General features: G+C 65.1%; 23 protein-coding genes. 15 read left to right on the top strand and 8 right to left on the bottom strand.

Annotation, left to right across the window (positions count from 1 at the left end; translation table 11 throughout):
- Positions 1–150 precede the first annotated feature (150 nt).
- On the top strand, positions 151–504 hold the full coding sequence (locus ACLL97_RS14990) for a hypothetical protein (RefSeq protein WP_411281282.1): 354 nt from the start codon (positions 151–153) through the stop codon (positions 502–504).
- A gap of 26 nt (positions 505–530) precedes the next feature.
- Here the strand turns inward: ACLL97_RS14990 and ACLL97_RS14995 are convergent, their stop codons facing one another.
- Entirely contained in the window at positions 531–1892 is a 1362-nt protein-coding gene (locus tag ACLL97_RS14995; RefSeq protein ID WP_411281283.1) for a sensor histidine kinase, read from the bottom strand.
- Between the two features lie 13 nt (positions 1893–1905).
- The gene (locus ACLL97_RS15000) at positions 1906–2583 is read right to left on the bottom strand and encodes a response regulator transcription factor (protein ID WP_411281284.1); all 678 of its coding nucleotides are present in this window, start codon (positions 2581–2583) and stop codon (positions 1906–1908) included.
- A gap of 17 nt (positions 2584–2600) precedes the next feature.
- On the opposite strand from ACLL97_RS15000, the gene ACLL97_RS15005 reads away from it, so the two are divergent.
- Positions 2601–3836, top strand: a complete 1236-nt coding sequence (locus ACLL97_RS15005) for a patatin-like phospholipase family protein (RefSeq protein ID WP_411281285.1) — start codon at positions 2601–2603, stop codon at positions 3834–3836.
- Positions 3837–4428: 592 nt separating this feature from the next.
- Here ACLL97_RS15005 and ACLL97_RS15010 read toward each other — a convergent pair.
- A complete protein-coding gene (locus tag ACLL97_RS15010) occupies positions 4429–4764 on the bottom strand; it encodes a hypothetical protein (protein WP_411281286.1) in 336 nt (111 codons plus the stop codon).
- A gap of 174 nt (positions 4765–4938) precedes the next feature.
- Between ACLL97_RS15010 and ACLL97_RS15015 the strand changes: the two genes are divergently transcribed.
- Together ACLL97_RS15015 and acnA are read left to right on the top strand one after the other, a co-directional pair.
- A complete protein-coding gene (locus tag ACLL97_RS15015; RefSeq protein ID WP_411281287.1) occupies positions 4939–5448 on the top strand; it encodes a hypothetical protein in 510 nt (169 codons plus the stop codon).
- A 648-nt stretch (positions 5449–6096) separates the two neighbouring features.
- The gene (acnA, locus tag ACLL97_RS15020) at positions 6097–8844 is read left to right on the top strand and encodes an aconitate hydratase AcnA (RefSeq protein WP_411281288.1); all 2748 of its coding nucleotides are present in this window, start codon (positions 6097–6099) and stop codon (positions 8842–8844) included.
- A gap of 108 nt (positions 8845–8952) precedes the next feature.
- Here acnA and ACLL97_RS15025 read toward each other — a convergent pair whose 3' ends face one another.
- On the bottom strand, positions 8953–9867 hold the full coding sequence (locus ACLL97_RS15025; RefSeq protein ID WP_411281289.1) for a hypothetical protein: 915 nt from the start codon (positions 9865–9867) through the stop codon (positions 8953–8955).
- A 250-nt stretch (positions 9868–10117) separates the two neighbouring features.
- Between ACLL97_RS15025 and ACLL97_RS15030 the strand changes: the two genes are divergently transcribed.
- A complete protein-coding gene (locus ACLL97_RS15030; RefSeq protein ID WP_411281290.1) occupies positions 10118–11080 on the top strand; it encodes a diacylglycerol/lipid kinase family protein in 963 nt (320 codons plus the stop codon).
- A gap of 112 nt (positions 11081–11192) precedes the next feature.
- On the opposite strand, the gene ACLL97_RS15035 is transcribed toward ACLL97_RS15030, so the two are convergent.
- Together ACLL97_RS15035 and ACLL97_RS15040 are read right to left on the bottom strand one after the other, a co-directional pair.
- A complete protein-coding gene (locus tag ACLL97_RS15035) occupies positions 11193–12188 on the bottom strand; it encodes a protochlorophyllide reductase (protein WP_411281291.1) in 996 nt (331 codons plus the stop codon).
- A 176-nt stretch (positions 12189–12364) separates the two neighbouring features.
- Positions 12365–12937 (bottom strand): YMGG-like glycine zipper-containing protein, encoded by a 573-nt coding sequence (locus ACLL97_RS15040; protein ID WP_411281292.1) that lies wholly within the window; start codon positions 12935–12937, stop codon positions 12365–12367.
- Positions 12938–13131: 194 nt separating this feature from the next.
- Between ACLL97_RS15040 and ACLL97_RS15045 the strand changes: the two genes are divergently transcribed.
- Together ACLL97_RS15045 and ACLL97_RS15050 are read left to right on the top strand one after the other, a co-directional pair.
- Positions 13132–13716 (top strand): peroxiredoxin family protein, encoded by a 585-nt coding sequence (locus ACLL97_RS15045; protein ID WP_411281293.1) that lies wholly within the window; start codon positions 13132–13134, stop codon positions 13714–13716.
- A 45-nt stretch (positions 13717–13761) separates the two neighbouring features.
- Positions 13762–15213 carry a DUF4147 domain-containing protein gene (locus tag ACLL97_RS15050; protein WP_411281294.1) on the top strand — a complete coding sequence of 484 codons (1452 nt, stop codon included), beginning with the start codon at positions 13762–13764 and terminating at the stop codon, positions 15211–15213.
- 16 nt (positions 15214–15229) lie between these two features.
- Here ACLL97_RS15050 and ACLL97_RS15055 read toward each other — a convergent pair whose 3' ends face one another.
- On the bottom strand, positions 15230–15559 hold the full coding sequence (locus ACLL97_RS15055; protein ID WP_411281295.1) for a hypothetical protein: 330 nt from the start codon (positions 15557–15559) through the stop codon (positions 15230–15232).
- A 137-nt stretch (positions 15560–15696) separates the two neighbouring features.
- Between ACLL97_RS15055 and ACLL97_RS15060 the strand changes: the two genes are divergently transcribed.
- The 8 genes from ACLL97_RS15060 (at position 15697) to ACLL97_RS15095 (ending at position 22709) form a co-directional block, all read left to right on the top strand.
- On the top strand, positions 15697–16515 hold the full coding sequence (locus tag ACLL97_RS15060) for a TetR/AcrR family transcriptional regulator (RefSeq protein WP_411281296.1): 819 nt from the start codon (positions 15697–15699) through the stop codon (positions 16513–16515).
- A gap of 44 nt (positions 16516–16559) precedes the next feature.
- Positions 16560–17483 carry a carbon-nitrogen hydrolase gene (locus ACLL97_RS15065; protein WP_411281297.1) on the top strand — a complete coding sequence of 308 codons (924 nt, stop codon included), beginning with the start codon at positions 16560–16562 and terminating at the stop codon, positions 17481–17483.
- Positions 17484–17521: 38 nt separating this feature from the next.
- Positions 17522–18571: an agmatine/peptidylarginine deiminase gene (locus tag ACLL97_RS15070; protein ID WP_411281344.1), complete on the top strand. Its 1050-nt coding sequence runs from the start codon at positions 17522–17524 to the stop codon at positions 18569–18571.
- Positions 18568–19254 carry a hypothetical protein gene (locus ACLL97_RS15075; protein ID WP_411281298.1) on the top strand — a complete coding sequence of 229 codons (687 nt, stop codon included), beginning with the start codon at positions 18568–18570 and terminating at the stop codon, positions 19252–19254. The genes ACLL97_RS15070 and ACLL97_RS15075 overlap by 4 nt, the downstream gene beginning before the upstream one ends.
- A 76-nt stretch (positions 19255–19330) precedes the next feature.
- Positions 19331–19867 (top strand): RNA polymerase sigma factor, encoded by a 537-nt coding sequence (locus tag ACLL97_RS15080; RefSeq protein WP_411281299.1) that lies wholly within the window; start codon positions 19331–19333, stop codon positions 19865–19867.
- The gene (locus tag ACLL97_RS15085; RefSeq protein WP_411281300.1) at positions 19860–20483 is read left to right on the top strand and encodes an isoamylase early set domain-containing protein; all 624 of its coding nucleotides are present in this window, start codon (positions 19860–19862) and stop codon (positions 20481–20483) included. The genes ACLL97_RS15080 and ACLL97_RS15085 overlap by 8 nt, the downstream gene beginning before the upstream one ends.
- Positions 20480–21235, top strand: a complete 756-nt coding sequence (locus tag ACLL97_RS15090; RefSeq protein WP_411281301.1) for a hypothetical protein — start codon at positions 20480–20482, stop codon at positions 21233–21235. The genes ACLL97_RS15085 and ACLL97_RS15090 overlap by 4 nt, the downstream gene beginning before the upstream one ends.
- Before the next feature lie 91 nt (positions 21236–21326).
- On the top strand, positions 21327–22709 hold the full coding sequence (locus ACLL97_RS15095; protein WP_411281302.1) for a glycogen-binding domain-containing protein: 1383 nt from the start codon (positions 21327–21329) through the stop codon (positions 22707–22709).
- Between the two features lie 84 nt (positions 22710–22793).
- On the opposite strand, the gene ACLL97_RS15100 is transcribed toward ACLL97_RS15095, so the two are convergent.
- Positions 22794–24623 (bottom strand): hypothetical protein, encoded by a 1830-nt coding sequence (locus tag ACLL97_RS15100; protein ID WP_411281303.1) that lies wholly within the window; start codon positions 24621–24623, stop codon positions 22794–22796.
- Positions 24624–24679 lie beyond the last annotated feature (56 nt).

Genomic DNA, 24679 nt, shown 5'->3' on the forward strand with positions numbered 1-24679 from the left:
GACTGTCACAGCTGCCATGCGTCATGCCCGTCTTGTGACGTTTTCCCCACGTCCAGTTCGAATTTTCTCAAGTCGAGACGGACCGGAGCCGATGAACCTATGGTGGCGCAGAGAGTCCGCGCCCTGCGAATGACCTCAGCTCTCCGCACAATGTCCGTAGCTACGCCTGTCTTCTCTCATGCGGTGATCGACGTCGATCACCAGGCGCCTGACCCCCTCACCTGTCTGGTGCGTGCCTACGACCGCGCGATCCGCGCGTGCGAAGCATTCGACCATGACGGTTCGCGGGAAGCGATCAGTGTGCTGCGATGCGCACTCGAACTCGACTCCCTCGCCTCCAAAAGCTTCGACGCGCTGTACGCGTGGTGCGAAGAGTCGGTGGACTGCCGTGACTTCGTCGGCGCCGCCCAGTGCCTTCGCTCGCTCCGTGACGCCTGGCATCGCGCCGCGCAGGCCAAGCCCTCCACGTTCGCGCACTTCCGGGCGGGCCAGCAGGTCTGCTGAGGGGCGGGGGGCGGCTCGTACGGTCGTCAGCTCATGGCGAGCGGCACACGGACTTGCATCAACGTGCCACCGCCCACGCCGGCACTCACGGCAATCGTGCCGTGGTGCTGCCGCACGATCCAGGCGGCGATCGCCAGTCCGAGTCCGCTGCCGTCGGGACGCTTGATGCGGGCGGCATCGCCGCGATAGAACCGATCAAAGATACGCGCACGTTCGTTCGGCGGGATCCCGATGCCGTCGTCTTCGACGTCGAGCAGCGCGGCCCCGTTGTCTGGTCGCACCCGCACGCGCACCAGGCCGCCACTCGTACCGTAGCGAATCGCGTTGTCCACGAGAATACTGACCAGCCGCGGCAGCAGTGAGGCGTCGCCGAGTACGGGTGACTCTTCGAGCACACTATAGTCGAGCGACATGCCACGGCGCTGCGCCTCCGGTTGCCACCGCGGGAGTTCGTCGGCGACGATATCGTCGAGGAATAGCGACTCGGTGCGCATGGTGGCCTCGTCGCCGGCGGCATCCGCACGCGCGAGCTGCAACAATTCATCGATGTGTTGCGACACATCCCGCAGCTCCTGATCGATGGCGCGCCAAACGGCGGTGTCATTCGGCGCCGTCGACTCCAACATCGCCACCTCCACGCGTGCGCGCAGGCGGGCGATCGGCGTGCGCAGCTCATGCGCCGCATCGGCCAGAAACTCGCGTTGCTGTGCAAGCGCGCCGTCGAGCCGGTCGAGCAAGGCGTTGAAGCGCACGCCGAGTCGTCCAAGTTCATCGGTGGGATCATCAATCGGCAACCGCGCGCCACTGGCCGGCGCAATGCGCGCCGCCGCGTCGGCCATGCGGACGACGGGGCGCAAGGTACGACCCGTGAGCCACCATCCGGCAACGGCCGCACAGAGCACCAGCAACGGTATCCCGACCCCGAACCAGCGATCGATTCGCGCCTGCAGCGCCATCACATTGGCCGCGCTGGCATCGACTTCGATATCCCACCGGGGCGCGATGTCGGGATCGAGCGCGAAGCGTACCGTACGCACGGGGCCCGACAGCGGGCGGCGGGCCCGGCGCACCGGTGCACCGACAATCTTGAACAGCGCACCATCCGGCTTGCGAATGCGGATGGCGCGATCCTCGAACACCAACTCGCCGGCAATGTGGGCGAGCGTGGCTTCGACGGTGACGTACTCCTCGATCTCAGCACGAAAGAACTGTTGGACGAGGCCCGCCGACGCGAGCACCGACTGGTCGAACTCGCGCCGCAGCGTGGCGCGGAGCGCGTAGCGCAAGGTGCCCGCCGCGCCCAAGAGCACGAGCAGCAGCGTTGCCGCATACAGGGCCGTGAAGCGCAGGCGAATGCGTGGGTGCTGTGGTTCCGTCAAGCGCGGCATCACGGCGTGGACATCAGGGTTTGGGTGCGGCCAGCCGATAGCCGGCCCCGCGAACGGTGGAGAGCAGTGGACGCTCGTCGGGTCCGTCCACCTTTTTACGCAGGCGCGCGATGTACACGTCGATCACGTTGCTCATCGGATCGAAGTTGTCATCCCAGGCGTGTTCGCCGATATACTCGCGCGAGAGGACGCGGCCGCTGGCGCGCATGAGCACTTCAAGCACCGCGAACTCCTTGGTGGTCAGCGAAATGGCGCGCGCGCCACGCCGTCCCTCGCGGGTGGCAGGGTCGAGCACCAAGTCACCCACCTGTAGCAGCGTGGTCGCGGCATGGTCGGGACGTCGCAACAGCGCGCGGACCCGGGCTACGAGTTCGCCCATCGCGTACGGCTTCACGAGATAGTCGTCGGCACCGAGATCAAGACCGGCAATACGATCCTGCACCCCATCGCGGGCGGTCGCCATGAGCACACGCGGGGCGGGAACCTTGGCCCGGAACGCGGTGCACAACGCAAATCCGTCGTCGTCGGGCAGCCGGACATCGAGAATAACGGCGTCATAGGGGCTGACGGCCGCGAGTTCACGGGCCATCTTCCCTGTTGCCGCCGCATCTACCGCGAACCCTGACGCCCGCAGGAAGGCGGTTGCGCTGTCGCGAAGCGTATCGTCGTCCTCTACCAGCAACACTCGCATACCGGAGAATGTACCGCGTGAATGACGGCAGCATGAACAGCGACCCGAACCGCCGGCCGAACGGCAACGGCGCGGAGCGCGAGAGTGACCGCGTCGGCCCCGCGATCGGCTCGACCGGCACGTTCACGTCGGTGTTCACGGCGACCGGGAGTGGGGGAGGCCCGCGCATCCGCCCCCGGATCGGCGTGGTCTTCGGCGGGGGCGCCCTCAAGGGGATGGCGCACATCGGCGCGCTCAAAGCGATCCGCGAGGCCGGCATCAAACCGCGCCTGTACGCCGGCTCCAGCATCGGGGCCATAATCGCGGCGGCCGCCGCCACGGGACGCAGCGCCGATGAGCTGACCGAGCGGGCCCTCCGGTTCCGTCGTCGCGATCTGTTCCGCATCAACCATGTCGGCATGCTGATGGATCGCATGCTGTCACGATCGATCTACCTGGAGTCGCCGCTACGGAGCCTGTGCGACGATTTGGTGCCCGAGGGGACGTTCGAGGAGCTCGAAACGCCGCTGCTGGTGACCGCGGTCGATATCGAGCGCGGCATCCCGCTGGTATTCGGTCGCCCCGGCTTCCGCGATGTGCGGATACGTGATGCGGTGTACGCCTCGTGCGCGCTCCCCGGCTTCTTTCCGCCGGGCGTGGTGGGCCATCGGGTGTGCATCGATGGTGGCACCACCGATAACCTGCCCGTGTCGATCGCCTCGATGGGGATGGACGCGCTGATCGCGGTAGACGTCGGCATCGCCGACGTGCCGATCGCCACCGGCATCGCCGAGCAGGGGTTCGCATCGATATTTATGCGCGCGGCCACCATGATGATGCATGAGCAGCAGCAAGCCACGCTCGAGCACTGGACCACCCCACCGATGCTGCTCGTGCGTCCGAAAGTGTCGCACATCGGCTGGTTCAGCTTCTCGCACGTGGAGGAGCTGCTGCAGATGGGCTACGACGCGATGAAGGCGGCGCTGGTGCATCTGGACACCATGCTGGCGGCCCCTGGTGGCATCTTCCCGCGCACGTCGGTGGAGATCGTGGTCGATCGTGCCAAGTGCACCGGCTGCGCGCTGTGCGTGGCGCGCTCGCCCGGACTGATGGCGCTCGACGCGCAGCGTAAGGCGTACGCACTGGTGCGGGTGCATGAGTTCTCGCCGGCCGACGGGTCGGTGGCGAACTGCTGTCCCGTGGAGGCGATTTCGGTGGTGCCGGTGTCGGCGGAACCTGTTCCGGTGGAAGCGGTGCTGGAGATCAGCGCGTAGGAACAGGCGCGCAGTCGAGCGTCCGACCGTGCCTGTTGCGCGCAGTAGTCAGACTCCACGCTATAGATCCAATGGGGCTGCGGACTGGGAATACACGAACGACCTTAAACAGCTACACCTCACCGAACGCACGCGCCGCTGGACTCCAGTTCGGAGTCCAGCGGCGTTGCTTCATCGAGCAAGGGTCGAACGCTACGCAGTGAGTGAACGGCGTCCGGTGAGCCACAAAGCTAAGTAGCACGCGATCGCTGAGATCGTCCAGACCGAGACGTACGCTCTCTCATGCGCGAGGAAGGCAACCGCGGCGCACGCGAGAGCTCCCGCAGCTATTCCGTACAAGGCAGCGCGCTGAGGTGTGCGCGATATCAGGAGACGAACACCCCACAGCAGCAAACCATACGACGTGCCGAGTAGACTTCGCATAAGCCATGCCTCGACGCCAGAGCCGCCAAGCGTCACCGCGAGAGTGATCGCAAGGAGAAGCAACGCGTTCAGAAAAAGCACGAGCGCGAACTGCCTGGACTTTCGGGGTGTGTTGATCGGCGCTGTCATGTCAACGCCTCATGGATTCGTAGTATTGGCGCATGCGGCGTCAGATGCGTTGCACCCAGGAATGCGTGACGAAGTTTCCGTATTGATCGTAGCCCCACGACGTGTTCCAATTGCAGGTCAACGAGCCACCGGTCCACCCCCCACCGCTCGCGGTGCCGCTCCCTCCTGGTTCGCCTCCGCTGCCGCTGCCATTCGATCCACCACCACCGCCGGAACCCGACTCGCAGGATCCATTCGTCATGTATCCACCGTCGAAGCAGTAGGGATGAAGCGCCGTACACTCGAGGTACTTGTTTTCGGTCCACACAACAAGGGCGAGCGAGGCGAGATAGGCTTGCTCGGCGCCGACAAATGCGGGGCAAGAGAGAAGGACCACCGTACATGCAGCCGCAGTCGTGCCGGCGAAGATACCGGCTACGATTGACGCACTCGCGGCAGCCGTCAACGCCTGTTCCCACCCCGCGCAAGGGTTGTCCTCTACCGCCTGTGCGTGAAGCTGATCTGGTAGTACGAGACTGGCGAGTCCATTCGGCAACCGCGAGGTTAGGCGTTGCTTTTCGAGCTGGTCCGCAGCCGTCAACTTGCTGGCGATGTCCAAGCCACGAAAATCTGCCCTCAAATCTGTCTGGACTTCACCGCGTTCGCCGATCCGTACGATTCGCCCTCCGGTGGGGTTACCGTCGCGAAAATCACTAAATTCGACGAACTGACGGACTCTCCCATCTACCGTTACGATCATGCCGAGAGACGGGCCACGCACGATCTTAGGATTTTTCACCGTGTACACATCGACACGATGACCCTTGATGTCGCGTCGGAGCACACGCGCTGTCGGCAGCATGAGTTCCTGAAATGGCAGACCGCCGCGATCAATTGCGCGTGCTTGGTTGCCGAAGAAAGGCCACTCAGGCGACGCACCGCCCACCCGGGTTCGGCCAGTCGCAGCTCCGAATTGCAAAGCTGTAACTCCAACTGGTGCTGGGCCGCCGCTCTCAGACGAGATCTTCACACTTGCGGTTCCGTTCCGTTCTCGGATGACGCCGTTCTCACCGAATTCTGAAACGCCGAAGGAAACACCTCCGGCAGCCTCAAAGACACCACGGCGAGGGAGTGAATCCACAGCGGCGATTGGCGTCTCAGAGCACGCGAACAGAGCGGAGACTAGCAGCATTCCAATCGATTTCTGCTTTCGCGAAAGACCAACCATCCGCGTCGGCCGAGACTGTGTGAGCCTCATGAAGCGGCCGAGCCTCATTTTTGGGGGGCAACTGCATTTCTTGCAAACTCCTGCTTTTCAGGTGTGGCACATGACCACCGTGATTTCAGCAGTGGTCGACAGGACCCGCGCAATGCGCGCTGCCTGATTGTCTCGCGCGCCTCGCGAACCCGGCGAATTGCGCGCCCGTCGCTTAGCACGCCCATTGTATCACCACGCCCCGGAAAGTCATCGGACACGGTGGGCAACGACCGGACACCATGGGCAAGAACGGGCCGTTCGCCAAAGAATTCTGGGCCAAGTCGCGACATGGGCCGAATTCGGCGAGCCACCCTTCCCCTCGCCTTCCCGCCCTCCCCGCCCGATATTTCCAGTAGCCTCGTCGGAACCGGTCACCGCCACCAATGCGGCGTCACGGCGCGATGAGTGGCTCTGTCCAGCAACGCGTGCGGTCGACCCCTGGGGAAAAGCCCGCGCAGGACCAACCCTTCCATGTCGCATCCCAATTCGTTCGGCAGCCGCTCCACCTTGTCGGTGGGCGTCCGTCAGTACGCATACTTCCATCTCGCCGCCCTCGATGCGCTGCCGGGAAGTACTTCCTCTACGCTTCCGTTCTCGTTGCGCGTGCTGCTCGAGAACCTGCTCCGCGGCGAAGATGGCGCCTTCGTGAAGCGCGCCGATGTGGAAGCACTGGCCCGCTGGAACGTGAAGGCTGCCGTGGACAAGGAAATCGCCTTCCGTACCGCCCGTGTGCTGCTACAGGACTTCACCGGCGTGCCCTGCGTGGTCGACCTTGCCGCCATGCGCGATGCCATGGTGGCCCTCGGCGGTGACCCGACCAAGATCAACCCGCTACAGCCCGTCGATCTCGTGATCGACCACTCGGTGCAGGTGGACGAGTACGGCACCGACGCCTCGCTGCTCATCAACACCGAGCTGGAGTTCGAGCGCAATCTCGAGCGCTATCAGTTCCTCAAGTGGGGTCAGACCGCGCTCCACAATTTCCGGGTCGTGCCGCCGGGCACGGGCATCTGCCATCAGGTCAACCTGGAATATCTCGCACAGGTGGTGTTCACCACCGCCGATTTCAGCGCGGACGGGGCCGAGACGCTGGCCTATTGCGACTCGCTGGTAGGCACCGACTCGCACACCACCATGATCAACGGCTTGGGCGTCATGGGCTGGGGCGTGGGTGGAATCGAAGCCGAAGCCGCCATGCTGGGCCAGCCGGTCAGCATGCTGATTCCGGACGTGGTGGGCTTCAAGCTGCACGGCAAGTTGCCGGCCGGTGCGACGGCAACCGACCTCGTGCTGACCTGCACCGAGATGCTGCGCAAGAAGAAAGTCGTGGGCAAGTTCGTGGAGTTCTACGGCACCGGTCTCTCCAGCCTTGCCTTGGCCGATCGCGCCACGATCGCCAACATGGCCCCCGAGTACGGCGCCACGATGGGCTTCTTCCCGGTAGACGACGAGACGCTCAAGTATCTTCACCTGTCGGGACGCAGCGACGAGCAGGTCGCACTGGTCGAAGCGTACACGAAGGCCCAGGGACTTTTCCGCACCGACGCCACGCCCGATCCGGTATTTACCGACACGCTGGAACTCGACCTGAGCACGGTGGTGCCAAGCCTCGCCGGCCCCAAGCGCCCGCAGGATCGCGTACCGCTCTCGCAGAGCAAGGCGATGTACCGCGAAGCGCTCGCGGCGCAGCGCGCGGCGAATGGCATGGCCAACGGCAATCCGGCGGCAACGATGGTGGCCGAGGGCGGACCCGCCGATCCCACGAGCGTGGTGGTTGAGTATCGCGATCAGACCTTCACGTTGTCCGATGGCCATGTGGTCATCGCGGCCATTACGAGTTGCACCAACACGTCCAACCCGAGCGTGATGCTCGCGGCCGGTTTGCTGGCCAAGAAGGCGGTGAAGCTGGGTCTGAAAACGAAGCCGTGGGTGAAGACGTCGCTGGCGCCGGGCTCCAAAGTGGCTACGGACTACTTCATCAAAGCCGGCGTGATGGATTCGCTCAACGCGCTCGGCTTCAACGTGGTCGGCTACGGCTGCACCACGTGCATCGGCAACTCGGGACCGCTCCCGACCGTGATCAGCGAAGCGATCGACGCGGGTAGGCTGAACGTGGCGGCGGTGCTGTCGGGCAATCGCAACTTCGAAGGCCGTGTGAATCCGCAGACGCGCTTCAACTACCTCGCGTCGCCGCCGTTGGTTGTGGCATACGCCCTGGCTGGACGCATGGACATTGACATGGCCACCGAGCCGCTCGGCATCGGCCGCGATGGACCGGTGTTCCTGCACGACATCTGGCCGTCGGCACAGGAAGTCGAGGACACAATTCTCTCCAGCGTGAAGCGTGAGCAGTTCACCACGCAATACGCGCATGCGTTCCTCGGTGACAAGTATTGGCAGGCCATCGAAGCCAGCACGGGCGCGCGCTACGGCTGGCAGAGCGATTCCACGTACGTGCAGAATCCGCCGTACTTCGACGGCATGACGATGACGCCGCCGGGTATTCGCGCGATCACCAACGCGAAGGTGCTCGGCATGTTCGGCGACTCGATCACCACCGACCACATCTCGCCGGCCGGTTCGATCGCCGGTGCGAGCCCGGCCGGCAAGTATCTGCTATCGCTTGGCGTCGAGAAGAAAGATTTCAACTCGTACGGCGCGCGTCGCGGTAATCACCAAGTGATGATGCGCGGCACGTTCGCCAATATCCGCCTCAAGAACGAACTTACGGGGGGTAAAGAAGGCTGGTGGACGGCCAGAGCGCCGGGCGCCGATCCTGAAGCGTTGTACGACGTCGCGATGGCGCGTCAAGACGCGGGTGTCGCGCAGATCGTGATCGCGGGCAAGGAGTACGGCACCGGCTCGTCACGCGACTGGGCCGCCAAGGGCACGATGCTGTTGGGCGTGCGGTCGGTGATCGCGGAGAGCTTCGAGCGCATTCACCGCAGTAACCTGGTGGGCATGGGTGTGCTACCGCTCGAATTCGTGAACGGCGAAACGCGTCAGTCGCTGGGGCTCACGGGCTTCGAAACGTACGACATTGTGGGACTCGACAGCACGCTCACCCCGCGGGCGACACTCACCGTAACGGCCACGTCCGCCGACGGCTCGGTGAAATCGTTCAATGCGCGGTGCCGCATCGACACGCCGGAAGAGATGCAGTACTACAAGCACGGGGGGATTCTTCCGTACGTGCTGCGAAGCCTTATCGCGAAGTAAGGCGTAGGGGGTCGGGAGTACGGAGTTAACGGGGGTGAGTTCTGCATCGAACTGCAACGCAAGACTCACCCCCTCCCGACTCCGTACTCCCGACTCCGTACTCCTTACTTAGTCTTCACGTCCATCTTTGTTCTTGTCCTTGAACGCTCGGAACGCACTCCGGATGTTGTTTTGCACCTGGGCCCGAACCTGACCCGGTGTATTGGCCGCGGCCGGTGAGTACAGCCCGCCTGACGAGCGCAGGAACCAGGTGCTCAGATCGATCGTGACCGTCACGTCGTCGCCGCCGGTGCCGACGACGAGCGGCGTCGTGAGCGGAACGGTGAGCTTGGCGTTCACATCGTTCACGAACGTGAAGGGCGTGCCGTTGTAGGTACCCACGAGACGCACGCTGATGTCGCGGAAGTCCGGATTGGCCCGACGAAACGCGACGTCGGCAGAGTCGCTGCTGGTGACTTTGTGCAGCCACAGGCGGATCGAGGAGTACGTGCCCGCCGGCACGTTCACGGCCACACGCGCGCCGTCGGCACCGCTCACCGGAACATCAACCAAGTACGGTCCCACGCGGATCGCGGCGCAATCATCATCATCCTTATCGCGTTGCGACGAAGAATTCGAATTCGATCCCGATGACGACTCGTCATCGTCGTCATCCGAACATACCGCCGACGCCGACTTGAGCTTCACGTTGCGCACCACCAGCTGCGCTTTCGAGATAAGCAACACGTCGCCGTCGCGCGTGATCGTCATGCCGGCGGCGGACGTGGTGATCGTGGGCGTGGTGCCGGGCACGCTCGGCGCGCTGCCTTCTACGGACGACGCCAGCAGCGCTTGCGCGTTGGAGGTGCGCGCCAATTGGAAGCCGACGCCGACCTTATATGCCGAGGACGGACTGGTGCCGTCACTGCAGGCGGACACTGTGATTGCCGCGAGGGCGGCCGCGACGCCCGATACAGTGCGCGAGATGGTGCGCGAGATGGTGCGCGAGCGGTGTGCGGTGACCATGGACGGAGTAGTCTGCATAGTGATAGATCTCCTGAAGGTGGATCATCAGCGGCTCCGGCTGGATCGTTGAAAGTGGGCCGCGCGGGTACACAGGTAAGTTGGCGATCATAGGCTGCCGTATCGGTGACGTAACGCACGAGCCGGCAAGGATGCCCGTCACACTGCTGGCATGATCACGCACGACAGGTGATCGCTGTCGCTAAAGCCTCATAGACATGATGTGTTCTCCATTTTCACAGTGCCCTGTCGTCCGTCCAGTCGCCATCATATGACCGCACCGATCGTGCTGCTGGTGAACCCTGTGGCGGGACGTGGCCGTGCCATCCGCGTGGCGCGCGCCGCACTCGACGCGCTCGGTGCGACGGGAGTGCGCGTGGAACTGCGCGAAACGCGCGAGCGAGGCGACGAGGCTCGCATTGCGCGTGACGCGAGTGCGTCGGGCGCGCGGGCACTGGCGGTGGTCGGTGGAGACGGCGCCGTGAGTCACGCTGCACGAGGACTGCTTGACGGTGAAGCACGCGGCGGCGCACGGGTTCCACTGGCGATCTTCGCGGCCGGCACGGGCAATGACTTCGTCAAGTCGCTCCAGCTTCCGGTACACGACGTGCACGCCATGGCAAGACACACCGTAGCCGGCGTCACGCGTGATGTGGACGTGGGCTACGTGGACGACGTCCCGTTCGTGAACGCCGCAGGATTCGGCTTCGACGTCGAGGTTCTTCGGCGCATGGGTACGCCAGGGCTGTTGCGCGGTACGGCCGCCTATGTAGGCACGGCACTTGGCGCGCTCCTGCGCTACCGAGGATTTCACGCTCGGGTCACCTCGGCAACACGTCATAATACAACGCACGCCACGGCACATCATCTCATGATCGTGCTCGCCAACGGGCGCTATTTCGGCGGAGCGTTTCACATCGCCCCCGACGCGAGACTCGACGACGGCGCGATCGATTGCATCAGTATTCGCGATGTCTCGCCACTCGCCCGCCTGTCACTCTTTGCGCAAGCCATTCGGGGTCGGCACCTCGCCTCACCGATGGTGCAGTCACGTCGAGATCGGTCGTTTCACCTGCACTTCGAGACACCGCCCCCATTCGAGGCAGACGGCGAGCTGCAGATGGCGAGCACACGCGATGTCATCGTGCGCGTCGCCCCCTCCGCCCTACGCATCATCTCTGCAACATCCCGCGAAATCACCGCAGCCACCGCAGTTCCCGCCGTTCGTACTTAGCGCCCGTAATTCCTAGCGCCCGTAATTCCTAGCGCCCGTAATTCCTAGCGCCCGCAATTCCTAGCGCCCCTGATTCACAGCGCCCCTCACTCTTGGCGCAGTTCGCCATTCATCACGCCAGCCCTACCATCCCTGCACTGAGCGCCCACAGCCGGTCGTTGCGCGCGTCATCGGTGGCCCGCGCCGACAATCGCTGGGCAAACGCCTTCCGGCCCTCCTGCTGCCGATTGCCCCAGCTCCAGTGCACGCCGCTTTGTGCAGCGAATTCAGGGTCGGCCACCACCTGCGCCACGCGCTCGCCCGACAGCGCCTGGGTGACATACCCCTTCGTGATGTGCTTCTGGAACCACGGGAAGATCACCTGAAACGCCCGCGGCGCATGACGGAACAGCGGCGTGTCCGCCACACACCCTGGATACAGCGTGTTGAACACGATGCCCGACTCGGCGTGCCAGCGGCGATGCATTTCGCGCGACATGATCATGTTGCACAACTTGCTGTCCTTGTACGCCTTGCCGGGTTTGAACGCCTTGCCGTCGATCATCGCCTGCGGCGCCTTAAAGCCCGCTTCCAGTCCCTCGAGGTTCCCTAAATTGGCCGGAGCGGGAATCGGGATCTTGCCACCGAATTCTTCGAGGTTGGCGGTCACGGTGCCCAGGGTGATCAGTCGCGGCGAGGTCGCGCCGCCAGCCCTAGCCTGCTTGAGAGCGGGGAGCAGCAGATGCGACAGCAGAAAGTGACCAAGGTGGTTCGTCGCCACCGAGATTTCGTACCCCTCAGGCGAATACCTCGGCGCTTTCAAGCGCGGCAGATACACCGCCGCGTTCAAAACCAGCGCATCCAGTCGGCGGCCCGTGGCGTGAAAAGCAGCGGCGAACGTCCGCACGCTCGACTGATTTCCTAAGTCGATATGCAACAGCGCGCGCTGCGACTCGGGAATCCCGAGCGAACGCGCCGCGGCCTCACCTTTGGCGAGATCGCGGACCGCCAGTACCACGAACCATCCGCGGGTGGCGAGTGCGCTGGCGGCGTGGAGGCCGACACCGCTGCTGGCACCGGTAATAATCGCGGTCGGGGGCATCGTGTTCTGAGGCGTGGTGGTTGGCATACCGGCAATCGTAATCGACGCCGCGCGCGACGACGAGGCTTCGGCCGAAGGGGTTCCGAAGGGGTTCCGAAGGCGTTCCGAACTCTCGGACGCAGAACACCCCGCCACCGGAATCCCGGTGACGGGGTGTGCGCGCCCCTCCACGAAGCACGTCCTGCAACTCGTAACACTGCGAACTATGGCTTCTTGATCTGATGACCAATGATGCCGCCCAACACGGCGCCTCCCAACGCACCGATCGCACCACCCTTCACCTTGTCACGCGACGTGGCAACACCGATCGCCGCACCCGTGGCCGCGCCAATAATCGCCCCTTTTTGCGTGTTGGCCGGACGGGTGCCCGAGCCGCTCCCTGACCGGCCGGCCGAACCGCCACCGCTCCCGGCGCTGCTCGTCCGCCCTACGGTCGACCGCTGCGGCACATACACCACGCGCGCTTGCGGCTGCGGCGCCGGATATCCCGGCGGATACGCTGCCGGCGGATACCCCTGCGGATACCCGGCCTGGGGATATCCATACGGTGCCGGGTACTGACCCGGATATTGCGGTGCGTACCCCTGCGGATAGCCTAACTCGCCCGGACTGGCGAACTGCGCGCGGTTGCCGGGCGCCTGCGCCGCGGCGGCCAAATCTGCTTTTAACTGCTCATCGAGTCGCTGATCGGCTCCGCCGCAGGCCGTCAGCAGGGCAAAAGCCAACGGCGCCAACAACAACGAGGCATGCCGCATACGCGTACGAATCTGAGTCATGGATCCTCCTGAGATGATCGTGCTTGCACCGTGTCATTAAGCAGGGCGCGTGCCACCATGAATCGCCCGATTTTCGGGCGAAATGGGTCGGAAACCGTCATTCGGAGTAGTACGTTGTCCTCACACGGGGTCAGCGACCCGTCTCTCAACAGCGACACCCGCCGCATCACTGTCCATTCCCTCAGGAGTTCTCGATGTCCATTTGCTCACGTGCGGCTCGCGTCATCGCGGTGCTGGCTGTCGTTTCCGTCGCTCCGGCCATTTCCGGCGCTCAGGCGGCACCGGCCGCCCCGCCGACGCTGCTCAAGGTCGGCGAGATGGCGCCTGATTTCACCGTGACCGTCGTCACGGCCGCCGGCGTCGTGGCCAAACCGTTCAAGCTGTCCGAGCACAAGGGCGAAACCGTCGTGCTGGCGTTCTTCCCGAAGGCGCGCACCAGCGGCTGCACGGTGCAGATGGAGTCGTATCGCGACCAGTACGCGCAGACGTTCCAGAGCGGGAAGAAGGTCACGCTCGTGGGCGTCAGCATCGACAGCGCGACGGCACTCGTGTCGTGGGCCACGGAGGCGAAGTTCCAGTTCCATTTTGCCGCCGACACCGACCGCAAGGTCGGCGTGGCGTACGGCGCCAACGCGGGCACGGGCTACCACAAGCGCACGCTGTACGTGATCGATCCGTCGGGCAAAATCTCGTACGTCACCGCGCAGTTCAACCAGATGTCGGCCGATGCCTACACGGAACTCGCCACCGCGATTTCGCACGCCGGCGGCTCTCACTAAACTCGGCCGAGCCGTGACACGTTCGTCGCCACGCTCGTGAGCAGCATGGAACGTCCCCACGCCCTGCTCTCGGCACTCTATCGTGCCGCGGTCCAGGGCGTGGCGCCGTTTCCCCGCACACGCGACGCCGTGCGCGCCTGGTTCGAGGCGCGTCCGTCGCTATCGGCGCACGTACCGATATACGTGATCGCGCTGGGGAAGGCGGCACCGGCCATGATGGCTGGTGCACTCGATGCGCTCCAGCAACTCTCGCGCACGGTGCACGGCGGACTGGCCGTGGCCGCGCACGAGCCGAAACGCGGCGAGGTGGGCGGCAACCTGCCCGAACGCATTCGTTTGATGGTCGGCGATCATCCCGTGCCCGGGCCGGCCTCACTCGATGCCGCCGACGCGCTCGACGAGTTGACGCTCAGTATCGACCACGGCAGCATTGTGCTCGTGCTGCTCTCCGGCGGAACGACGTCGCTCTGTGCGGCGCCGATCGCCACCGTGTCGCAGGCTGTCGGCGACGCCGATCGCGCGCAGTCGCATCTCGCCAATCTGGCCGAGACCTTGTTGGAGTCGGGGCTGGCGATACACGAGATGAATGCGATCCGGCGTCGCGTGCTGCGCTGGGGCGCCGGACGACTCGCGGTCAGTCTCGTGCGGCACGGGGCTGAGCATGTGCCGGTGTTCGCGATTTCCGATGTGATTGGTGATGATCCGGCGGTCATCGGCTGTGGCCCCTGTACGGCCGATCCGCTCGACCACGCCACGTTTCTGGCGTTGCTTGATGCGCACGACATGCGCTCGCGCGTCGAGCGTGTAATGGGTGCCGTGCTCGGCCTCGAAGGGGCCGGTGATCCGCCGCGCGTGCCGGCGATTGCTCATCCTGCCTTCGCGAGTGTGGACTACACGCTGGTGGCGCGCAACGCCGATGCAGTACAGGCGTTGGCCAGCGAAGCGCGGGCGATGGGTATCGCGAAGGTGGTGGTACAGCGGACGCCGCTCGAAGGTGACGCAGCGCCATTGGGCAATCAGCTGGCACGACTCGCCCTGCAAACCGCGCCCGGCGTGGGCGGTGACACGCTGCTGGTCTTTGGCGGCGAGCCCGTGGTGCATCTGCGCGAGACGGCCGATCGGGTGATGTCGCGCCATGAGGACGAATCGATGCCCGTGCCGTGGTCTGATGAACCACTGCGTGGCGGTCGCATGCAGGTGCTCGCGCTGTCGGCCGCGCTGGCACTCGAGGAAGCGGCGGCCCAGGGCGACGTGCGCGCCTGGAAGATCAGCGTGTTGGCCGCCGGGACGGACGGTCGCGACGGCCCTACGGATGCCGCCGGCGCAATAGTGGATGCCGCCGTACCCGCGCTGGCTCGTCGAGCCGGCCGACAACCGGAAGAAGACCTCTCTCTCGGACGCTCGTGGTTCCCGCTCGATGCGGCCGGCGCGCTGCTGCGCCCCGGCCCCACCGGCACCAATGTGATGGACGTCGTCGCGCTGTTGATCCGCGCCTAACGACGGTAACCGACGCTTACGGACAGTCGGTGCTGTACGGGTCGCGCGAGAAACCGGCATCCTGCGCGTCCTTCATCGAGACGAAGCCAACTTTGTCTTCCAGCTTGATCAATTTCACCGTGTGGCAGCTCTGCGCGTAGTACTTCTTCGTCTTGAGCGAGCCCACGAATGGCGCGCTGGCGGCGTCGATCGCGTTGGCAATGGCTTTCTGCGATGCGGTGGGAACGCTGTTCGGCGGCCTCTCGGTGCGGGCTGCCGTGCCAGCACCGCCCGAGGCGCAGGCCGTGAACACAAACGCCGCCGACGCGACGACAGCCATGGTCGTGAGATGACGGAGAGAACGCATGGGACCTCTGAGCAGTGGCGCGTGAAGAGCGAGGAGCGGCGCCGCGGAAATGCGACGCGACCGTCATGACCTAACATCGTTAAATCTTGACGGTGCCGTCGCATTGTCAAGGTCCCAGTATCGCGGTATCGTTGGCCATGCCAGCGAAACGCGCGTCCCGTCCCACCGCTCGCCCCTCCATCGACGAGTCGTCGCTCGCCGCCACTGCTCAGGCCGCGGTGGCGCCTCGCCCCGAAGCCGCGTCGCCCGACGCGTATCGCCGGCGGCCCCGGCAGTCCCGCGGACAGGCGCGGGTGGAACTGCTGCTCGACGCGGCGGCGGCGGTGATCGCCGAGCACGGACTGCAAGCCGCGACGGCCGAGGCCATCGCGCTCCGGGCCCGGACCGCCAAGGGCTCGCTGTATCAGTTCTTTCCGAACCGTGATGCCGTACTGGCCGCGCTCGCCCTGCGCTACGCCGACGAGATGCGTGCCATTCACGAGCGCGCGTTCCCGGTCGACCCGCACGGCCTCCCGCTGGATCGCCTGATCGATCGTATCGTGAAGCCGCTGGCTGAGTTTCACGACACGCACCCTGCCTTCCGCCGGGTATTCGCCACGGTCGAGGGTCCGGGCGACGACACGCGTTCCGCTCCGACGCGGCTGCGAGCGCAGCTGTTCGATTCGTTTGTGGACCGGCTCGACGTACTCTTTTCGGCGCGCAACCCCAAGCTCACGACCCGCGATCGGCGGCGCATTGCGCTCGTGGCTGCTTCTCTCGGGCAGTCGTTGCTCGCTCGGCGCGGACGCGCCGTCGCAGCCGACAAGAAACCGTTACTCGATGATCTTCGGCGTATTCTGCTGGCCTACCTACAACCCGTGCTCGAGCCCCTCGAGGCCAAGACCACCGGTAGGCCCAAAGTGCAGACGAAAGCAGAGACAAAGGCAGCGCCCACGACTGCACCGAAAAAACGGTGATCCAACCACGTTGCCCTCGGCCTGCGTATCGATGACTTTTCGGTATGGCCAACATCGTGAACATTGGTGTCATTCAGGATACCGCCTCGGATGATCTCGCCAGCAACGTGACGCGCGCGGTAACGCGTGTGCGCGAAGCCGCCGCGCGAGGCGCGCAAATCATCTGCTTGCAGGAGCTCTTCAACGCACCGTATTTCTGCAAGAGTGTCAAGCCAGAGCGCTTCGACATCGCCGAGCCGGCAAACGGCCCGACGGTGCAGACGTTTCAGCTCCTCGCCAAGGAACTCGACGTCGTCATCGTCGTGCCGTATTACGAGCGCGAGGCCGCGGGGCTGTATCGCAACTCAGCCACCGTGATCGATGCCGACGGCAGCGTGCTTGGCACGTATCGCAAAATGCACATCCCACACGATCCGCTCTTCGAAGAGAAGTACTACTTCGCCCCCGGCGACGTGACCGGAGATCTGCGGCACGATGCGCATCCTGGGATCAACGGCTTCCGCGTGTGGCGCACGAAGTATGCGGATATCGGCGTGCTGATCTGCTGGGATCAGTGGTACCCGGAGGCGGCGCGCATCACGTCGCTGCTCGGCGCACAGGTGCTGTTCTACCCAACCGCGATCGCTTGGCATCCCGGCGAGAAAGCGACGTTCGGCGACGCGCAGGTCGATGCGTGGCGCACGGCGCAGCGCGCCCATGCGATTGCCAACGGCGTGTTCGTGGCGTCGCCGAATCGCGTGGGGTTTGAAGCAGAGCCGGGCACCGACGGTCTGGAATTCTTCGGGCAGTCGTTCATTGCCGATCCGTTTGGTCGCTATCTCGCGCAGGCTGGCACGGAGCCGGAGATTCTCGTTGCGGCCTGTGACCTTGGCCTGATCGAAGAGACACGGCGTAACTGGCCGTTCTTGCGTGATCGTCGCATCGACGCGTACGGACCGATCACGCAGCGCTGGCTGGCGGGGCGTTGAGTCACCGGATCGAGTGGTCCGCGCTGGGTTCGGTGCGGATGCCCGCCGAGTGGGAGCGTCACGACGCGACCTGGATCGGCTGGCCGACGCACGAACCTGATTGGCCCGGCAAGTTCGCGCCCATCCCGTGGGTGTACGCCGAGATCGTGCGCGCGCTCGCACCGTATGAGCGCGTAGAGATCCTGTGTCAGGACGACGCGGTGTGCGACGGCGCGCGGGCGGCATTGTCGCTGCACGGTGTGGATGCCGCGCGGTATCGCCTGCACGTGCAACCGACCGATCGGGTGTGGCTGCGTGACTCGGGGCCGACGGGAGTCCAGCGCGCCGATGGCAGCGTGGCGCTCGTACACTGGGGCTTCGATGCGTGGAGCAAGTACGACAACTACGCGCTCGACGTGCATGTACCCGAGGCGGTGTCGCGAGCGACAACGCTACCGCGGGTGGAAGCGATGCGTCACGACAACGGGCAGCGCCTGATACTCGAGGGCGGCGGCATCGAAACCGACGGACTCGGCACCATGTTGGTGACCGAAGAATGGCTGCTGTCGGATGTGCAGGTTCGGAATCCGGGATTTACGCGTGCCGACTACGAGCGTGCGTTTCACACGTACCTCGGCATCACGCACACTATCTGGCTCGGAGAAGGATGCGTGGGCGACGATACGCATGGTCACGTGGACGACATCGCGCGTTTCGTGGCGCCTGGTGTGGTCGTGCTAGCGCACGAAGAGGATCCCACCGACGAGAATCACGCGCGGTCGCTCGACAACCTGCACCGGTTGCAGCGCGCGAAGGATGCGCGTGGCGACGCGCTGCGCGTGGTGACGTTACCGTATCCGCGTGCGGTAATCATGGACGGCATACGATTGCCGGCCAGCTATGCAAACTTCTACATCGCGAACGGCGTGTGCATCGTGCCCACCTTCAACGATCCGAACGATCGCACCGCATTGAACATTCTGGCGTCGTTGTTACCTGGGCATCGCATCGTGGGCATTCACGCGGTGGACTTGGTGTGGGGACTCGGCACCCTGCATTGTCTTAGCCAGCAGCAGCCGGCGGCCGCGGCGGTGTCGGTGGCGTCATGACCATTCCGCCGATGCCCTCCGGCTCCGACACGCCGCCGGAGCTTCCGCCCGGGTCACCGCCCGGGTCACCGCCCGGGTCACCGAACGCGACGCCGAACGGGTCACCGCAGAGCGAGTCGCCGAAAAACGAGTTGCCGCGCTGGGCGCAAAAGCAGCATCAAGCGAGAACGCTTGAGCAGCCGAGCGAGGCGGAGATGGTGGCGTTTATCGGGCCGAAGTGGGAGAAGGTGTACCGTCGAAAGCTGGCGCCGTTCTTCGAGGACGCGTCGTTTGTGCCCACGTGGAACTGGAGCGCCGCGATTGCCTTCCCGCCGGCTTGGTTCCTGTATCGCAAGTTGTATCTACCGTTTGCTTTCTTCTTCTTGTTGCCCGGTATCGCGTTTCGGCTGCTCACCGGCACCGACAAGCCGCTCACGATGGCGGCAATGCAGCTGCCGGAGAATGAGTGGCTGCTCATGATGAACGTGGCGGTGTTCGTGTCAACGATGCTCGCGTCCGGTGGCACCGCCAATTGGTTCCTGTACCGTCGCGCGCGCGCGGCGAACCGGCTGGTGGTCCAGCAGCAGTTGCCGGCGGCGGAAGCTCAGCTGTTGCTGCGTCGGGTTGGTGGCGTGAACAAGTTGGCGACGTCGCTGTTCGTGGCGCTGTCGATGATGCTTGCCATAGCAACGATCGGTGGCTGACCGATGCCCTGGGGTCGCGTTTGTTCGAAGCCGGGGATTCTGGTGACGCGCATCGCGGCTGGACTGTTGTTCGTCGATGACTGACGCGGAGCTGGTTGTACGGACCCGCTCAGGAGACCCCGACGCCTTTGGAACCTTGGTGTCGAGGTATTACGACGCGTGCTGGCGTTTTGCGTACCACATGCTGGGGGAGCGGGCAGATGCAGAGGACGTGGTTCAGGACTCCTTCTTGCGCGCGTATCTCGCCATCGGCCGGTACGACGAGCGTGATCAGTTCCGCGGGTGGCTCTTTCGCATCCTCACCAACCAGTGTCGCAACGCCCTTACTTCCCGCGGCCGTCGCACGCGTCGGTTCGTGCAAGACGAGATCGCTCTTGAGTCCGCACCAGCCCCTCCGCTCGGGCTCGCGACCGGCGTCGAAGACGCCGCACTCGTGCGCGCGCTTGGCCAGCTCGACCCGCTCCAACGGGAAGCGCTGCTGCTCAAGTACGCCGAGGGATTGGAGTACGGCGAGATGTCCGCGATGACCGGCGCCGGCGAGTCCGCGCTGAAGATGCGCGTAAAGCGTGGGAGCGAACGGCTGCGCGCCTTGCTCGGGCGGTCGCTTGACTAACGACCGCTCGACCGGGCCAAACGAGCCCAACGACCTCGACCTCTCCACCGTTACCGACGACTCGGCGCTGACGGCGCGGCTACGAGCCTCGTACGCGTCGCTGCCGACACCGGATGCGGCGCAGATCGCCCGTTGCACCACGTCGGTGCTGGCGGGAGCGATGCACGCGCCGGCGCGTGGTTTCGGCGGGTCGCTGCGCCCTCGCTGGTGGTGGGGGGCGGCTGCTGCGGCGGTGCTGGTGGTGTCGGTCAGCACCGTCGTGGTGCGGCGCGGTGGCAGTTTGGTCGGAATAATGGTGGGTACTTCGCGCGTGGCTCAGCCGATCGGCGCGACGTCGGAGAGTGGAGATCGGACGCGATTCGACCTCACGCTGCCGAGCTCGGCGCGCGAGGTCGCCTTGGTCGGCGACTTTAATGGGTGGGATGAGCAGGCCACGCCGATGGTTCGTCTCCCGAACGACGGGGCCTGGTCGGCGCAGGTACCGCTTCCTCCCGGCCGGCACGTGTACGCGTTCGTGGTCGACGGAAAGAAATGGCTCGTTGACCCGCTGGCCCCGCAGGTGCCGGACGACGGGTATGGCCCAGCCAATGCCGTCGTCGTGGACCACCCGCAATGAGGGCCCGCGCGAAGTCCACGTTGTGGCTGGCCCTGCAGCTGCTGTCTACCACCGTCGCCTCGCCGCTGGCAGCGGCCACCTTGGCGGCGACGACCCACGGTGACACCGCGCAAGCAGCGGCCTCGCTGGTGGCGTCGATCGACACCATTCTCTTCCGCGATCCACAGGGGCAGTTCGACGCGGCCCGGTTCGACACCCTCACCGCCAACGCCCTGCGCCTCCTGCTCGACGATGCGGCCGCGAAAGGGCTACCCACGGCGCCCCTGATCAACCGAGCGCTGGAAGGCGCCGCGCGGCGGGTGAGCGGCACCCGAATTTTGAGCGTGGTTCGGGCGCATGCGGTGGCGCTGGCCGATGCGAAGGCGGCCTTAGGCGACGGCAGCACCGTCGCCGAGCTCGATGCGGGCGCCTCCGCGCTCCGGGCCGGGATCGACGCAAAGACGCTGACCGTGGTGCGCGGCACGCGCGCAGCGGGCACCGCGGTGACGGCGCTCGTGGTACTGACCGACGTGGTCCGACGCGGCGTGCCGACATCGACGGCGCGCGACGCGGTCACGACGATCGCACGAATTCCTCGATCCGACGATGTACTGCTGGGTCTGCAGTCCACCGTCGCGAAGAATGCGCAACGTGGACCCGGTATGGCTGTCGAGGCGCTGAATCGCTATGTTCGAGGTACGGTTACTGGTGCCGTGTCGCCGTCCACTCCCGCGACGAGCGACCGCAAGCCAGTTCGCCCTCCTGATTCGTGACGCCCGTTCGCCCCTCCTCAGCGCGTCGCGCCGCCGCTCTGTACCGAGCCGCGGGCGGGCGGTGCTACGTACATTTTTGCTGGGTGCGTTCATGACACGTGCGTTGCTACCGTGCGTGTTGGCCAGCCTCACGATCGCGCCATCGCTCGCCGCGCAGGTCCGCGGCGACGCCCCGATCGCACCGGCGGCCACCATTGGCCCGGTCACCGACGCCTCCACGTTGTCGGTGCTTGGCATGGCTGCACTTCGTGACGGCGCGGGGAATTCGCTGACCCAGCGAAACGACCTGTGGCTCGGCGCCACGCAGCCTCTTGGTCGCATCGGGCGAATTCGTTTCGCCGCACTTGGCACCGGCAATTGGCGTGTGCCGCAAGGCGTCGGCAGCGACGGTCAGCTGGAAGGCACCCTCGCGGTCCGCGCTCGGGCCCGCGTCGGCGATCAGCGCGTCTGGAGCGCGATCAGCTACGGACACGCGTCGGTGAACGGCGCCAACCCCACGGCCGACATCCTGGGCAACGCCATGCCGCCCATGATTGCCGGTGGTCTCGATCTTCGTGCGGTCGATACCACGGTTTCCCGACGGGTCGATGTTGGCGCGATCAGTCGCGCCGAAGCGGGTGTAATGACCAACGCGTCGGGCATGGAGTTTTCCTTCGGCTTCTCCGTCGAGCGCGCCACGCGCACCACGACGCAGACGCTCACGATCGATGAGCCCGACGCGATCATTATGCCGACCGTAGGCGGATCTACACGGCTGGTCAGCAATCGCACGACGCGTTCACTACAGCGACGTGACATCGCAACCGGCATCGCGTCACTCGGCTTTCACACCGGCGCGACCACGTGGCTGGTGTCGGTGACGTCGCCGGTGGCGACGTGGATCTCCAGCGACGCGCTCTTGCCCAAGCCAAGCGCGCTGCCCACGGTGGCCTCGCTTGCGGTTGTGCAGCCGATCACCGCGTGGCTGTCGCTGGTCGGTGCCGCGGCAACGAACGCCGCGACCGTTGGCGGCACCGCGCTACGCGACGATCTCGACAATCAACGCGCGCGCAGCTTTGCCCCCGTACTCGCGATTGGCGTGCGCATCGCTCGCCTGCCCTTCCGCGGTACCGACGGTACGCCCGGTGGTATACTCGCTTTCGAGACACGTACGCTCGGCGCGGTCGACTCGCTCGCGGTCGAACAAGGCATCTCGGCTCCCGATGGTGACACCCTGCGCGTGGTGCTGTTGATCGACGCGCCGCGCGCCGAGTCGGTGGAGCTGATGGGTGATGCTACCGAGTGGATGGTCACGCAGATGCAGCGGGGTACCAATGGACGATGGAGAGCAGAGCTCAAACTCGCGCCAGGTATGCACCGGATCACCGTGCGCGCCGACAGAGGCGCCTGGATCTCTCCGCCGGGACTACCGATCGGGAATGATGATTACGGGAGCCCGGTGGGAATGATCATGGTGCGCGGGAAACGGCGCTAAGGAATACTGGAGTTGGTGGTATCTCACCAATTCAGAGGTCAGAGATCAGAGACGCCTATCTCTGCATACAAATCGAAGCACTCCTCACTTCCCCCCCTTCACTCTGATCACCTGTGTCGTGCTATCGGTCGTGCCCGCGCCCGACACCATGAGTGTGAGCTGATAATCTCCCGCCGGAACCTGCGGGAAGTTGATGTTCAGACTACGTCCGGGCCCGCCATCAGGGCGTCCGTTGTCGTTGTACTTGATCGACACCGGGGTAACGGACTTTGACAGACCGATCGAGCTGCCGAACTTCTGAAAGAAGCCCGCGCCCACGCGGGTGGCACGCAGGCTGACCTGCAGGGGCTGACCCGGCGAGGCCTGGCGATACATCTCCCAGTAGATACCGATCGATGTGCCGGCTTCGATTTCGTTGCTGCCGTACGCCTGCAGGGCGTTGCGCTCCAACATCGGCGTGGCCGAGACGTCACCGCGCTGCAGCAGTAGGTACTCGGACAGTCGGGTACCGGCGGGCAACGGCTTGATCACCGTGCGCACGCGCGCGGCGCGCTTCCCAGTCGGTGCAAGCACTTCCAGACTGGCCAGCATCGGGGCGCGGATCGGCAACAGCAACGCGCCGTTGGCTTGCGCACTGTCGCGCTTGGCCTGCACCGGTTCGCGACCATCGAAGGCATCGACGGTGAGGGCGGCCGTGTACGGCGCGCGCCCCATCTCGAGTTCGCGCATGAGTCGATACCCGCCGGCCACGATCGTGGTGTCGCCTCGCAGAAAGCGCGCGAACTGGTTCGGTAGTGCGCCGAAGCCGGTGGCATAGCGCGGCGCGTAGCGCATGCGCGCCTTCTGTCGTCGCGGATTCCAGTCGCCCGGTGTGGCGGCAAGCGGCGTCGCGATCGCTGACGGCACCGGCATGAAGTCGTAGCTCGGCGTCGGCTCGTGGCCGATGACCGACGGCGGACGCGGGTCGGCCACACCGCCGTTCTGCACCGACCACGCGGTGGGCCAGCCATAACGGATCTGCGACTCCAACAGATCATCCCCCCACTGCAGATCGTACGGGATGCGCGCCAGCGAGTGAACGCGCGACATTGTGCGCCGCGCGTACAGTTCGTTTTGAATGTCGTTCGACGGAATCATCCACAATGGCTGCGCGAGGCGCAGCACGCGCAGATTCTCTGCGCCGCGGCTCGCGCAGGGTGTGGCCTTGTAGGCAGCATGCATCGCGGGATCAAGCCACCACGTGAGGTCGGTCCACGTGCACCGCTGCGCGAGCGGCATGGACACGAGCGCACGCGCGAATGTGATCGTAGCATCCTGATGCCGATTGGCGTTGTGCAGGGCGAGCCCTTCCAGCGCTTCGCACCACCACGTCGTGCCGCGGCAGGCCCGTGCGGCATTGATTGCGACGTCAAGCTGCTCCGATTCGATCGCGTAGCGCACGCGCATGCCATTCACCCAATCGTCCTTGGGGTCGGCCGCTTGCGCCTGCGCGAGGAGATCCAGCAGCTGTTCGCGCTCGATCTTCGAGTCGTTACGCTCGGCAGGGGGCGGCACGTCGCCGTTGTTGTTCCAGTAACAAATGCGCCCTAGCTGCACTTCGCAGGACGCATCGGCACCGCCATTGTAGAAGCGCAACCCCGTGCGATGATTTCGCTCGAAGCCATCTTGTACGGTGCGCGCCTGCGACCCGAGTGCGCTCATGGTGGCTGGGTTTCCACGGAGCGGATCGGCCGGGACGTTCGGTGCGGCAGCACCTTGACCCGCGCGCATACTGTCAGTGGGTGGCGTGCCCACTGGCGGCGTCTGCGCCGACAGCACTGGCGACCACCACGCCGTGGACAACGTCACGAGCGCAGCCAGCGCCCACGAGAGCCGCGCGGCAGACACGAACTGGCGGCCAGCAATCTGTTTCACCAAGGGCCTGCTCCTGAGAGAAATCAAGGTCACACCGCGCGACCGGTAGCGGTCGT

The organism is Gemmatimonas sp., from assembly GCF_046594945.1.
GTDB lineage: Bacteria > Gemmatimonadota > Gemmatimonadetes > Gemmatimonadales > Gemmatimonadaceae > Gemmatimonas.

Excerpts from the sequence above, each read along its gene's own strand:
- ACLL97_RS15095 (WP_411281302.1), top strand. The coding sequence starts at position 21,327 with ATGACACGTGCGTTGCTACCGTGCGTGTTGGCCAGCCTCACGATCGCG.
- ACLL97_RS15025 (WP_411281289.1), bottom strand. The coding sequence starts at position 9,867 with ATGCAGACTACTCCGTCCATGGTCACCGCACACCGCTCGCGCACCATC.
- ACLL97_RS15060 (WP_411281296.1), top strand. The coding sequence starts at position 15,697 with ATGCCAGCGAAACGCGCGTCCCGTCCCACCGCTCGCCCCTCCATCGAC.
- ACLL97_RS15050 (WP_411281294.1), top strand. The coding sequence starts at position 13,762 with ATGGAACGTCCCCACGCCCTGCTCTCGGCACTCTATCGTGCCGCGGTC.
- ACLL97_RS15080 (WP_411281299.1), top strand. The coding sequence starts at position 19,331 with ATGACTGACGCGGAGCTGGTTGTACGGACCCGCTCAGGAGACCCCGAC.
- ACLL97_RS15045 (WP_411281293.1), top strand. The coding sequence starts at position 13,132 with ATGTCCATTTGCTCACGTGCGGCTCGCGTCATCGCGGTGCTGGCTGTC.
- ACLL97_RS15075 (WP_411281298.1), top strand. The coding sequence starts at position 18,568 with ATGACCATTCCGCCGATGCCCTCCGGCTCCGACACGCCGCCGGAGCTT.
- ACLL97_RS14990 (WP_411281282.1), top strand. The coding sequence starts at position 151 with ATGTCCGTAGCTACGCCTGTCTTCTCTCATGCGGTGATCGACGTCGAT.
- ACLL97_RS14995 (WP_411281283.1), bottom strand. The coding sequence starts at position 1,892 with ATGCCGCGCTTGACGGAACCACAGCACCCACGCATTCGCCTGCGCTTC.
- ACLL97_RS15055 (WP_411281295.1), bottom strand. The coding sequence starts at position 15,559 with ATGCGTTCTCTCCGTCATCTCACGACCATGGCTGTCGTCGCGTCGGCG.
- ACLL97_RS15065 (WP_411281297.1), top strand. The coding sequence starts at position 16,560 with ATGGCCAACATCGTGAACATTGGTGTCATTCAGGATACCGCCTCGGAT.
- ACLL97_RS15035 (WP_411281291.1), bottom strand. The coding sequence starts at position 12,188 with ATGCCAACCACCACGCCTCAGAACACGATGCCCCCGACCGCGATTATT.
- ACLL97_RS15070 (WP_411281344.1), top strand. The coding sequence starts at position 17,522 with ATGCCCGCCGAGTGGGAGCGTCACGACGCGACCTGGATCGGCTGGCCG.
- ACLL97_RS15090 (WP_411281301.1), top strand. The coding sequence starts at position 20,480 with ATGAGGGCCCGCGCGAAGTCCACGTTGTGGCTGGCCCTGCAGCTGCTG.
- ACLL97_RS15000 (WP_411281284.1), bottom strand. The coding sequence starts at position 2,583 with ATGCGAGTGTTGCTGGTAGAGGACGACGATACGCTTCGCGACAGCGCA.
- ACLL97_RS15040 (WP_411281292.1), bottom strand. The coding sequence starts at position 12,937 with ATGACTCAGATTCGTACGCGTATGCGGCATGCCTCGTTGTTGTTGGCG.
- acnA (WP_411281288.1), top strand. The coding sequence starts at position 6,097 with ATGTCGCATCCCAATTCGTTCGGCAGCCGCTCCACCTTGTCGGTGGGC.
- ACLL97_RS15030 (WP_411281290.1), top strand. The coding sequence starts at position 10,118 with ATGACCGCACCGATCGTGCTGCTGGTGAACCCTGTGGCGGGACGTGGC.